This window comes from Microbacterium sp., from assembly GCF_011620715.1.
In the GTDB taxonomy this organism is placed as follows: domain Bacteria; phylum Actinomycetota; class Actinomycetes; order Actinomycetales; family Microbacteriaceae; genus Microbacterium.
This window is the reverse complement of sequence record NZ_WOYP01000054.1, coordinates 1-11,428: the sequence shown is the minus strand read 5'-3', so window position 1 is coordinate 11,428 and position 11,428 is coordinate 1. Positions and strand designations below refer to the sequence as shown.

At 67.6% G+C, this 11,428-nt stretch carries 11 protein-coding genes; 9 read left to right on the top strand and 2 right to left on the bottom strand.

What is annotated here, in order from left to right; all coding sequences use genetic code 11:
- The coding region (locus QZV84_RS05200) for an alpha-isopropylmalate synthase regulatory domain-containing protein (RefSeq protein ID WP_292826360.1) at positions 1-950 on the top strand (950 nt) is incomplete at its 5' end.
- On the opposite strand, the gene QZV84_RS05195 is transcribed toward QZV84_RS05200, so the two are convergent.
- Complete coding sequence (locus tag QZV84_RS05195; RefSeq protein ID WP_292826357.1) at positions 947-1,597, bottom strand: hypothetical protein; 651 nt, start codon at positions 1,595-1,597, stop codon at positions 947-949. The two genes, QZV84_RS05200 and QZV84_RS05195, sit on opposite strands and share 4 nt — an antisense overlap.
- 85 nt (positions 1,598-1,682) lie before the next feature.
- Between QZV84_RS05195 and QZV84_RS05190 the strand changes: the two genes are divergently transcribed.
- The 4 genes from QZV84_RS05190 to QZV84_RS05175 all read left to right on the top strand — a co-directional run bounded on the left by QZV84_RS05190 (position 1,683) and on the right by QZV84_RS05175 (position 5,500).
- Positions 1,683-3,107, top strand: coding sequence for a glutamate decarboxylase (locus QZV84_RS05190; RefSeq protein WP_292826354.1), 1,425 nt, complete (start codon positions 1,683-1,685; stop codon positions 3,105-3,107).
- Between the two features lie 104 nt (positions 3,108-3,211).
- On the top strand, positions 3,212-3,940 hold the full coding sequence (recO, locus tag QZV84_RS05185; protein WP_292826351.1) for a DNA repair protein RecO: 729 nt from the start codon (positions 3,212-3,214) through the stop codon (positions 3,938-3,940).
- Positions 3,937-4,749, top strand: coding sequence for an isoprenyl transferase (locus tag QZV84_RS05180; protein WP_292826348.1), 813 nt, complete (start codon positions 3,937-3,939; stop codon positions 4,747-4,749). Before recO ends, QZV84_RS05180 begins: the two co-directional genes overlap by 4 nt.
- Before the next feature lie 70 nt (positions 4,750-4,819).
- Positions 4,820-5,500 carry a DsbA family oxidoreductase gene (locus QZV84_RS05175; RefSeq protein ID WP_292826344.1) on the top strand — a complete coding sequence of 227 codons (681 nt, stop codon included), beginning with the start codon at positions 4,820-4,822 and terminating at the stop codon, positions 5,498-5,500.
- Between the two features lie 27 nt (positions 5,501-5,527).
- Here the strand turns inward: QZV84_RS05175 and QZV84_RS05170 are convergent, their stop codons facing one another.
- On the bottom strand, positions 5,528-6,028 hold the full coding sequence (locus QZV84_RS05170; RefSeq protein ID WP_292826341.1) for a glutathione peroxidase: 501 nt from the start codon (positions 6,026-6,028) through the stop codon (positions 5,528-5,530).
- 56 nt (positions 6,029-6,084) lie between these two features.
- On the opposite strand from QZV84_RS05170, the gene dusB reads away from it, so the two are divergent.
- The 4 genes from dusB to QZV84_RS05150 all read left to right on the top strand — a co-directional run bounded on the left by dusB (position 6,085) and on the right by QZV84_RS05150 (position 11,313).
- Positions 6,085-7,251, top strand: a complete 1,167-nt coding sequence (dusB, locus tag QZV84_RS05165) for a tRNA dihydrouridine synthase DusB (RefSeq protein ID WP_292826338.1) — start codon at positions 6,085-6,087, stop codon at positions 7,249-7,251.
- Entirely contained in the window at positions 7,241-8,587 is a 1,347-nt protein-coding gene (locus QZV84_RS05160) for a deoxyguanosinetriphosphate triphosphohydrolase (RefSeq protein ID WP_292826334.1), read from the top strand. Before dusB ends, QZV84_RS05160 begins: the two co-directional genes overlap by 11 nt.
- Entirely contained in the window at positions 8,587-10,449 is a 1,863-nt protein-coding gene (dnaG, locus tag QZV84_RS05155) for a DNA primase (RefSeq protein WP_292826331.1), read from the top strand. Before QZV84_RS05160 ends, dnaG begins: the two co-directional genes overlap by 1 nt.
- Before the next feature lie 75 nt (positions 10,450-10,524).
- Positions 10,525-11,313: an ATP-binding cassette domain-containing protein gene (locus QZV84_RS05150; RefSeq protein WP_292826328.1), complete on the top strand. Its 789-nt coding sequence runs from the start codon at positions 10,525-10,527 to the stop codon at positions 11,311-11,313.
- The last annotated feature ends 115 nt before the right edge of the window (positions 11,314-11,428 follow it).

Here is an 11,428-nt window from a genome sequence, read left to right as displayed (position 1 = left end):
CCGGCGCCGACCGCATCGAGGGCTGCCTGTTCGGCAACGGCGAGCGCACCGGCAATGTCGACCTCGTCGCGCTCGGGATCAACCTGCTGACTCAGGGCATCGACCCGATGATCGACTTCAGCGACGTCGACCAGATCAAACGCACTGCCGAGTACTGCAACCAGCTGCCGGTGCACGAGCGCAGCCCGTGGGCGGGCGACCTGGTGTTCACCGCCTTCAGCGGCTCTCATCAGGACGCCATCAAGAAGGGGTTCGAGGCGATGGATGCGCGAGCCGCCGAGGAGGGCGTCTCGGTCGACGAGCTGGAGTGGGCCGTTCCCTACCTGCCGATCGACCCGAAGGACCTGGGCCGCTCCTACGAGGCGGTCATCCGCGTCAACTCGCAATCCGGCAAGGGTGGTGTGGCCTACCTGCTCAAGAATGACCACGCGCTCGACCTGCCACGCCGCCTGCAGATCGAATTCTCCCGCGTCGTCCAGGCCAAGACGGACGCCGAGGGCGGCGAGGTGACCAGCGACCAGATCTGGACCATCTTCACCGACGAGTACCTCCCGTCCGCCGTCGACGAAGAGCGCTGGGGCCGGTTCGAGCTGTTCGCGACGCGCACGCAGAGCGATCTGGCCGGCGACGTGTCGCTCGAGGTGTCGCTTCGAGACGGCGACGAGCGCGTCGAGGCGACCGGTCACGGCAACGGGCCGATCGCGGCGTTCCTCACGGTGATGCGCGAGCGCGGGTTCGATGTGTCGCTCTACGACTACGTCGAGCACACCCTGAGCGCGGGAGGCGACGCGCAGGCCGCCGCCTATGTCGAGCTGCAGGTCGAGGGCGAGCGACTCTGGGGCGTCGGCATCGACGGCGACATATCGACCGCGTCGCTCAAGGCGATCGTGTCGTGCGTGAACCGCTCGATCCGAACGCGTAAGACCGTCCCGGAGCTCGCGGGCGTCTAAGCCGTTGCAGCGGGCGCTGCATCCACCGGGATGTCGCGCCTGCTCAGCAGCGCTGCCGCAAGGAAGCAGAGCGCACCGAGGAACGTCCCCAGATTCGCCCACAGCAGGCTGACGAAGTCGGATGTGGACGGGATCACGAAGGCTCCGATCGCGGAAAGTCCGAAGAAGACCGATCCCGCCAGGTTCAGCCAGGTGCATCGCCAGCTGCGCGCCTGCGGATCCCACAGACCATCGCGGTCCGTCGTCGCGACCACCGCGCACCCGCTCGCCACGAGGAAGCAGACCGAACCGACCACATCGGGCACCCAGCCCGACCCCACGCGCGTATCGGGGTTCAGCGCCGTGACGAGCGCCGCGCCCGTGCTCAGGTTGAAGAAGAGGGTGCCGACGAACTGGACGGCGGAGCCCCACCAGTCCCAACTATCCGCTCTGTTCGATGCGCGGCGCGGAGGGCGCCGACCGCTGAGGGCGAGCTGGATGAACGCCGCAAGGGTGAAGAAGACCGCGCCGATGAAGAACGTGACGTTTGTGATCACCGCGCCTACTGCCGCTGCGTATAACGGCACGGCGCCGACGGCGAAGAAGACCGATCCGATGGCGAAGCCCCATGCTTCGCGGCGAAGGCGCACACGACGATCTGACGTCATGATCCGAGCGTAGAGCGTGGCGGCGTGCGAACGTCATTCGCACAGCATGACGCACGGCGCGGGGTAACCCAATAGCATGAGCGGCATGACGACCAGTCCCGGCCCCGCGCGCCACGACCAGACGACTCACGGCTTCACCGGCATCAGCGACCAGAACCAGCTGAACCCGCTGTTCGCACGAGCAGGTGAAGCGACCGACTTTCCGTTGAACATGATTCCGCCGGGGGAGTCGTTGCCTGAAACCGCGTACCAGGTGGTGCACGACGAGGCGATGCTCGACGGCAACTCGCGGCTGAACCTGGCGACCTTCGTCGGCACCTGGATGGATCCGTACGCCGACAAGCTGTACTCCGAGACGGCCGACAAGAACATGGTGGACAAGGACGAGTATCCGCAGACGGCGGCGATCGAGACGCGCTGCTGGAAGATGATCGCGACGCTGTGGAATGCTCCCGATGCGGAGAAGGCGATCGGTACGTCGACGATCGGCTCCTCCGAGGCATGCATGCTCGGCGGGCTGGCGCTCAAGCGCCGCTGGCAGCAGGCCCGGCGCGCGGCCGGGCTCTCGACCGACAAGCCCAACCTGATCCTCTCCAGCGCCGTCCAGGTGTGCTGGGAGAAGTTCTGCAACTACTGGGATGTCGAACCCCGATACGTGCCCATCACCGACGAGCACAAGTGCCTCGACGGGTTCGAACTCGACAAATACGTCGACGAGAACACGATCGGCGTCGTCGCGATCATGGGCGTCACCTACACCGGAGTCTACGAGCCGGTCGCCCAGATCGCGGAGGCACTGGACCGCATCCAGGCCGCGACGGGCCTGGACGTCCCCATTCACGTCGACGGGGCATCCGGCGGAATGATCGCGCCGTTCCTGCAGCCCGACCTGGAGTGGGACTTCCGCGTCGAGCGAGTGGCTTCGATCAGCACCTCTGCGCACAAGTACGGACTCGTGTACCCGGGCCTGGGCTGGGTCGTGTGGCGTACGGTCGCCGACCTGCCCGCCGACCTGGTCTTCGACGTGACCTACCTCGGCGGCCACATGCCCAGCTTCGCCCTGAACTTCTCACGCCCCGGCGCGCAGGTTCTGTTGCAGTATTACCTGTTCCTGCGGCTGGGCTGGGACGGATACTACAAGGTGCAGAAGGCATCGCAGGACGTCGCAGTGTACCTCGCAGGCGAGATCGCGAAGATGCCGGCGTTCGATCTGTGGAACGACGGCACCGACATCCCGGTCTTCGCGTGGCAGCTGACGAAGGGGCACACCGACAAGTGGAATCTCTACCACCTGTCCGAGCGGCTGCGCCTGAAGGGGTGGCTGATCCCGGCCTACCCGATGCCTGACAACCTCACCGACGTCGTCGTGCAGCGAATCGTGGTGCGCAACGGTCTGAGCCGCAATCTGGCAGAGAGTCTCGTGAAGGACATCACGGACGCGGTCGCCTACCTCGACCTGCTCGAATCGCCGATGCCGACGGAAGGGCTCGTCTCGAGCTTCACCCACTGAGGGTCGGGGTTTGACCATGCCCATCACAATGCCGATGATCGCGACCCCGTTCTCTCACGGCTCGGCGCCGACCTGAAGGGGGAGGCGACGACCATAATTGGACAGTGCCCACCTACCGCGACGAGGTCGTGATCCTGCGCACCCACAAGCTGGGTGAAGCGGACCGCATCGTCACGATGCTCAGCCGCAAGCACGGCAAGCTGCGCGCGGTCGCGAAGGGCGTTCGCCGCACCTCCTCCCGCTTCGGTGCCCGGCTCGAGCCGTTCATGGTCGCCGACGTGCTGCTGTACCAGGGCCGCAATCTCGACATCGTCCAGCAGGCCGAGTCGCTCGGCTCCTACGGCGCGGACATCGCCGTGCACTACGACCGCTACACATCGGCGAACGCGATGGTCGAAGCGGCCGACCGCCTGAACGAGGCCGAAGCGACACCGCAGCAGTACCTGCTGCTCGTCGGAGGTCTGCGAGCGCTGGCTCGAGGAGAGCACGTTCCCCGCAGCATCCTGGATTCCTACCTTCTTCGCGCCATGGCCCTATCGGGCTGGGCGCCCGGATTGGCCGACTGCGCACGCTGCGGCGCACCCGGGCCGCACGGCACGTTCGTCGCGCAGCTCGGCGGCATGATCTGCCGCAACTGCGCACCGGCCGGCGCGGCGCGCGTCGATGTGCCCACCGTGGCACTGCTGTCCGCGCTCATGGAGGGCGACTGGGATATCGCCGACGCCGCATCGGCTCCGACCCGCGGCTCCGCTTCGGGACTCATCGCGGCTTACGCCCAGTGGCACCTCGAGCGCGGCATCCGCTCTCTGCAGCACGTCGAGGCCGCGACGTGAGTCCGAAGCCGTTCACGCATCGCGGCGCGGCGCCGTACAAGCCCGTGGACTGGACCGGCCTGTATCCGCCGGTTCTCCCGAAGGGCAAGGTGCCGGCGCACGTCGCTATCGTCATGGACGGCAACGGTCGCTGGGCCAACAAGCGCGGCCAGACCCGGATCGAGGGGCATCGCGCCGGCGAAGCCGCACTGCTCGACGTGGTCGCCGGAGCGATCCAGGCCGGTGTCAAGCACCTCAGCGTGTTCGCGTTCTCGACCGAGAACTGGACGCGCTCACCCGACGAGGTCCGTTTCCTGATGGGTTTCAATCGTGACGTCCTGCACCGTCGACGCGACCAGCTCAACGAGTGGGGTGTTCGCGTGAGGTGGTCGGGACGCAAGCCACGCTTGTGGGGATCGGTGATCAAGGAGCTGCAGTACGCCGAGCAGCTCACCGCCGGCAACGACGTGCTCACCCTCACCATGTGCGTCAACTACGGCGGACGCGTCGAACTCGTCGACGCGATGCGAGCGATCGGCGAAGACATCGCGGCCGGGAACCTGAAGCCTTCGGCGGTCACCGAGAAGCTCATCCGGCGGCGGCTCTACCAGCCGGACATGCCCGACGTGGACCTGTTCATCCGATCGAGCGGCGAGCAGCGCATGTCGAACTTCCTGTTGTGGGAGTCCGCCTACGCCGAGTTCGTGTTCCTCGACACGCTCTGGCCGGACTTCTCGCGGGAAGACCTCTGGCGCGCGATCGGTATCTACCTCGACCGAGACCGCCGATTCGGCGGTGCCGTGGACGCGCCGGAGATCCCCGCGCTCTGAGCGGACGCCCGGGATCATCCGGCAGTGGAAAGCCGGGAATTCAGAACCCGGGGCCGTGGTTGCAAACGGCATGACAGATGCCATCAAGATCGACGTGTGGAGCGACATCGCCTGCCCGTGGTGCTACATCGGGAAGCGAAATCTCGAAAACGGACTCGCCGCGGCAGCCGCTGACGACGACGCCCCTCAGGTCGAGGTGACCTTCCACTCATTCGAGCTCTCGCCAGACACCCCCGTCGACTTCGACGGCGGCGAGACGGATTACCTGGCCACGCACAAAGGCATCCCAGCCGATCAGGTGCAGCAGATGCTGGAGCGGGTCACCGGCGTCGCCGCCGGCGCGGGTCTGGAATACCGCTTCGACCTGCTCAAGCATACGAACACCGTGAAGGCGCACGAGCTGCTGCACTTCGCGAAGGAGCAGGGACGACAGGGTGAGACTGCGGAACGGCTCATGTCGGCCTACTTCACGGAAGGTCGTCACCTCGGACGCGAGGACGAACTGGTCGCGCTCGCCGCAGACGCGGGCCTGGATCCGGATGCCGCGCGCGAGGCGCTCCAGAGCGGACGCTTCCTTTCCGCTGTCCGTGCCGATCAAGCCCAAGCCACCGCGTACGGCATCACGGGCGTGCCGTTCTTCGTCATCGACGGCAAGTACGGCGTTTCGGGCGCCCAGCCTGCGGACGCGTTCTCGCAGATCGTGCGTCAGGTGTGGTCCGAGCACCGCGAGGGCGTCGCTGCCAACGGATGATCCGCCGCCGGTGAACCAACCGCGGCTCTACGCCGGGAGGTTCTCCTCGATCACGGAGACGATCGCCGGGTCATCGGGCTTCATCCTCGGGCGGAATCGCTTGACCTGACCGTCGGGGAGCACGAGGAACTTCTCGAAGTTCCACTCGACCCGCCCGGACTTGCCTTCGACGTCTTCCGTCTTGGTCAGCTCCTTATAGAGCGGCGCGGCCTTCTTGCCGTTCACGCGCACCTTGTCGAAGACCGGGAAGGTCACGCCCCACGTCGTTGAGCAATACTCCAGGATGTCGTCCATATTGGAAAGTTCCTGGAGGAACTGGTTGCTCGGAAAGGCGAGCACGTCGAAGCCGCGCGGGCCGTACGTCTTCTTCAGCTGCTCGAGCTGCTCGTACTGAGGTGCCAGTCCGCAGCGGGATGCGACGTTGACGATCAGCAGGACCTGTCCGTCATAATCGGCGAGTGTGGCCTCCTGTCCGTCAGCCGTCGTGAACGGTATGTTGCGGATGTCAGTCGCGGTGGCCTCGGTCATATTGGGAGTCTAAACCCGTTTCCGAGCATGGGCCCCGGGTCTGGGACAATGGAGGAGTGACACCCGCCCTCGCCCCCGCACGTGCCTTGCGCATCGGGCCGATAGCACTCGACGCGCCGGTCGTGCTCGCACCGATGGCGGGGATCACCAACACCGCGTTCCGACGGCTCTGCCGTGAGTACGGCGCAGGTCTGTACGTCAGTGAGATGATCACCTCGCGCGCCCTGGTCGAACGCAACGCCACGACGATGCGACTGATCACCCACCACGAGTCCGAGACGCCCCGCTCGATCCAGCTCTACGGTGTGGATCCGGCGACCGTCGAGGCCGCGGTGCGGGTTCTGGTGGAAGAAGACCGCGCCGATCACATCGACCTGAATTTCGGTTGCCCGGTTCCGAAGGTGACGCGCAAGGGCGGCGGTGCCGCACTCCCGTGGAAGCTCGAGCTCTTCCGCGAGATCGTCACACGGGCGGCGCGGGCGGCGGGCGATATCCCGCTGACGATCAAGATGCGCAAAGGCATCGACTCCGACCACGTCACGTACCTCGACGCGGGGCGCATCGCCGAGGAGGCCGGTGTCGCGGCCGTGGCGCTGCACGCGCGCACCGCGGCAGAGTTCTACTCCGGACGGGCCGACTGGTCGGCGATCGCCGCGCTCAAAGAGGTCGTCACGAGTGTTCCGGTGCTCGGCAACGGGGACATCTGGTCTGCCGAGGACGCCGTGCGGATGATGGACGAGACCGGCTGCGATGGCGTTGTCGTCGGTCGCGGGTGCCTGGGTCGGCCGTGGCTGTTCGGTGACCTCGCCCGCGCGCTCGGCGGTCCGGGTTCTGCCACCGCCATGCCCGTCGACGCGAGTCTCGGGTTCGTCGCCGACGCCTTCCGGCGCCATGCGGAGCTGCTGGTGGAATTCCTCGAGGACGAGGATCGGGGCTGCCGCGACATCCGAAAGCACGTCGCGTGGTACTTCAAGGGCTACCCGGTGGGCGGCGATACCCGTGCAGCCCTGGCGACCGTATCGAGCCTCGATGAGATCGATCGCCTGCTCGTCACGCTTGACCGCGACGCGCCGTACCCGGGCGCGGCCGCTGAGGGGCAGCGCGGCCGCGCGGGCACCCCGAAGCGGCCGGCGCTTCCCGAAGGCTGGCTGGACTCCCGCGACGTCGGGCTCGAGGCTTCCTGCGCCCTGGCGGACGCGGAACTGGATCACAGTGGCGGCTGAGAGTGCGGTGCGGGTCGCATCCGCGCGCCCCGAAGGCTATGACGACGAGGATGCCGCTCGCTTTCACCCTGAGCGACACAGGTCCCAGCGCGACGACTTCGCCCGAGACCGCGCGCGTGTGCTGCATTCGGCTGCATTGCGCCGGCTCGCTGCCAAGACCCAGGTCCTCAGTCCCGCCAGTCCGGCCGACTTCGCCCGCAACCGGCTCACCCACTCGCTCGAGGTGGCGCAGGTCGGCCGCGAACTCGCGACCGCGCTGCACCTGGCGCCCGACGTGGTCGACACCGCATGCCTCAGCCACGACCTGGGGCATCCGCCGTTCGGTCACAACGGCGAACGGGCGCTCAACGACTGGGCGGAGGACTTCGGCGGCTTCGAGGGGAATGCCCAGACCCTGCGCATCCTCACGCGTCTCGAACCGAAGGTGATCGACGCGGGACGCAGCCTGGGCCTGAACCTCACCCGCGCGAGTCTCGATGCGACGTGCAAGTACCCGTGGACGGCCGATCATCCGCTGCCCGATCCGGGCGGTCGACTCAAGTTCGGCGTCTACCCCGACGACGAGGATGTCTTCCGCTGGTTGCGTGCAGAGGCCCCCGGCCGCGTGCGGTGCATCGAAGCGGAGGTGATGGATCTCTCCGACGACATCGCATACTCGGTGCACGACTTCGAGGACGCGATCGTGAACGGCTACCTCGATCCGGCGCGCCTGGCCGCCGGCGCCGAGCACGCAAGCCTTCTGGACGCGATCCAGTCCTGGGTGGGCTTCGACTTCACACGCGATGAGCTAGAAGACGCGCTGTACCGGCTCATGCGGCTGCCAGAATGGATCGGTTCGTTCGACGGCACCCGTGCGGCGCACGCGCGGCTGAAGAACCTGACCTCGGATCTGATCGGCCGCTTCGCCCGGGCGGCCACGACGGCCACGCGCGAGACGTATGCCGCGCCGGTGCTGACCCGCTATCGGGCTCACGTCATCGTGCCGCGCGTCGTCGAGGCCGAGATGGCAGCACTCAAGGGCATCATCGGCGCAGTGGTGGTGTCCATCGAAGGGCGCAAGAGCATCTACAAGGAGCAGCGCCGCGTCCTCAAGCGCCTGGCAACGGCTCTGTGGGAGCGGCCCGACGCCCTCGACGCGATGTACGCCGAAGACTTCGAGGCAGCCCAGACGGATGCCGCGAGACACCGCGTCATCGTCGACCAGGTCGCGAGCCTCACCGATCAGCACGCGATGGCGTGGCACGGTCGCCTCGTCGGCGAGGTGGACGCGGAGTCCCTGGGCGTATGGGCACCCGGCGCGTCCCGCCCTTCGCAGGCGCCGGAGAGGCGTCGCTGATGGCCGGGCGCATCCTGCAGGCCGACGTCGACGAGGTGAAGGCACGCACGAACATCGCCGACATCATCGGTGAACGCGTCGCGCTCAAGAACGCCGGAATCGGCGCGATGAAAGGCCTGTGTCCCTTCCACGACGAGCGCAGCCCGAGCTTCAACGTGCGCCCGCAGGCCGGCTTCTACCACTGCTTCGGCTGCAACGAGTCGGGTGATGTGTACTCGTTCCTGCGGGCGATGGACCATGTCTCGTTCACCGAGGCGGTCGAGCGACTCGCGGGCCGGATCGGCTACACGCTTCATTACGAAGACGGGGGAGCGGCTCCCGAGACGACCGGACGAGCGCGCCTGTACGCGGCCAACGGCGCAGCGGCTGATTTCTTCCGTGCGCAGCTTGCACTGCCCGAGGCCGAGACCGCCCGCCGATTCCTCGGCGAACGCGGGTTCGACGCGGGCGCGGCCGCCCACTTCGGCGTGGGCTACGCCCCGAAGGGGTGGTCGAATCTGCGCGACGCGCTGCACAAGCTGGGCTTCAGCGACGAGGAGCTGAGCGCGGCCGGACTCGTCTCGCAGGGTCAGCGCGGTGTGTACGATCGCTTCCGCGGGCGGGCGATCTGGCCGATCCGGGATGTGACGAGCCAGGTCATCGGATTCGGCGCCCGCAAGCTGTACGACGATGACCAGGGCCCGAAGTACCTCAACACACCCGAAACGCCGGTGTACCGCAAGTCGCAGGTGCTGTACGGACTCGACCTCGCAAAGCGCGACATCTCCCGCGACCACCGCGTAGTGGTCGTCGAGGGGTACACCGACGTGATGGCATGTCACCTGGCCGGCATCACGACGGCGATCGCGACCTGCGGCACCGCGTTCGGGTCCGATCACATCTCGGTGCTGCGACGGGTGATGGGAGATGACTCCGCATCAGGTGAGGTCGTGTTCACTTTCGACCCGGATGCCGCCGGCCAGAAGGCCGCGCTGCGCGCCTTCGGCGATGAGAAGCGCTTCGCCGCCCAGACGTATGTCGCCGTTGCACCGGAGGGACTCGACCCGTGCGATCTGCGCCTGCAGCGCGGCGATGGCGCCGTGCGCGCCCTCATCGACGCCAAGGTGCCGATGTTCGAGTTCGTCATCGACCAGCGCCTCGCCGGCTTCACCCTGGACACCGTCGAGGGGCGCGCCGGAGCATTGCGAGCGGCGGCACCCATCGTCGCCGAGATTCGCGATCCGTCTTTGCGCCCGGGGTATGTCCGAGTGCTCGCGCGGCGCCTCGGCCTCGACATGGGCGAGGTGCGCGCAGCGGTCGAGGGTGCCGCACGCGCAGGCTCGGGCAAGCCTGGAGACCAGACCCGTCAGTCCCGCGGCGCGCCGGGGCACGGGGTGGGTGAGCCGCTCGTGCGCGTCACCATCGCGTCGCTGCCGCGCACCGCGGAAGTCGCCTTGGAACGGGACGCGCTCATGGGCCTGCTGCAGTTCGGCCATCGGCTGGATTCCGCGCTGGTCGAACGATCCGTCGCGCTGCCGTTCCGGCATCCGGCTCTCGACGCCGTGCGGCAGGCGATCGCCGCCGCGCCCGACATCAGCCGTCCCGGCTGGGCGGCCGATGCGGTCTCGGCCGTGCGAGAACCGTACCGTTCGCTGGCCGCCGAGCTTCTGACCGCCGACTTCCCCGCGCTGACCGACGAGGCGGCCACTGTCTCGGCGGCCTCTCTCGCCAAGCGCCTGATCGTGCGCGCCGTCGATCAGCAGAAGACCGAACTGCTCGGCGCGATCCAGCGTGTCGCTCCCGATTCCGAGGAGGGTCGGGCCATCCGGATGCGGCTGCGGGCACTCGACGCCGAGCGGCAGCGTCTCGCGGCCGACCAATGACGCGGGGCGACCAATGACGCCGGCGACCGTCGCTCGACGCTGGCGCCGGATCGCGGCGCACGGCAGGATGAGCACATGGCACGCCGCCGAGACGCCGATGTCGCGATCCGATCGATCGACCTGTCCCTCGCGCGCGCTCCGCGCAGCGGCCCCGACGCACGGGTCGTCGACGGAGTGTCTTTCGTCCTCCCGCATTCAGCCACCCTCGCCGTGATGGGACCCACCGGATCGGGCAAGTCGAGTCTGCTCGCGGTGCTTGCCGGGGCGGACGAGCCGGGGCTCGGCGTCGTCGGGGGCAGCGCGCACGTCGAAGGCATCCCCGTGCGCAATCCGGGGCGCGCGCATCGAACCCTCACCTACCTGACCGGTTACGTCTCCCAGTCCGCGGGAGCGCGGTTGCCGGCGCGGATGACGGTGGCCGATGTCATCGGCGAACCCATCATCAGCCGCGACCGGCGCGTCAACCAGCGGGCGCTCGCCGTTCGCGTCGCGACCCTTCTGGACGAGCTCATGCTGCCGCTCGGTGCGGCGACGAAGTACCCATACGAGCTCAGTGCGGGGATGCGCCAACGCGTCGTCTTCGCCCGCGCCCTGGTTCTGGAGCCCCGCGTGCTGTTCGCGGACGACCCCTTTGCGAACATGGACCTCGAGGTGCGCCGGGCGGCGCGCGAGGCCATCCTGCGGCGGCGCGCCGACTACGGGATGTCAGCCGTCGTCGTCACGAACGAGCCCGACGTCGTGCGCGATCTTTCCGCCGATGTGCTGGTACTGCGCGGCGGACACGCGATCGCGTACGGCCACGGAACCGACGACCTGCTGTGGACACCGAGCGGCGACGCCGACCATCGATTGATCGCGTCCTGAGGTCACGAGCACGGCACGCGATTTGCTAAGCTATTCGGGTTGCCTGCTCCGGCAGGCATTTTCCTCGGTAGCTCAATTGGCAGAGCAATCGGCTGTTAACCGATAGGTTCTTGGT

What these genes read in the sequence shown, in the direction of transcription:
- QZV84_RS05195 (WP_292826357.1), bottom strand. Translation starts at nt 1,597, where the DNA reads ATGACGTCAGATCGTCGTGTGCGCCTTCGCCGCGAAGCATGGGGCTTC.
- QZV84_RS05190 (WP_292826354.1), top strand. Translation starts at nt 1,683, where the DNA reads ATGACGACCAGTCCCGGCCCCGCGCGCCACGACCAGACGACTCACGGC.
- QZV84_RS05175 (WP_292826344.1), top strand. Translation starts at nt 4,820, where the DNA reads ATGACAGATGCCATCAAGATCGACGTGTGGAGCGACATCGCCTGCCCG.
- QZV84_RS05170 (WP_292826341.1), bottom strand. Translation starts at nt 6,028, where the DNA reads ATGACCGAGGCCACCGCGACTGACATCCGCAACATACCGTTCACGACG.
- dnaG (WP_292826331.1), top strand. Translation starts at nt 8,587, where the DNA reads ATGGCCGGGCGCATCCTGCAGGCCGACGTCGACGAGGTGAAGGCACGC.
- QZV84_RS05150 (WP_292826328.1), top strand. Translation starts at nt 10,525, where the DNA reads ATGGCACGCCGCCGAGACGCCGATGTCGCGATCCGATCGATCGACCTG.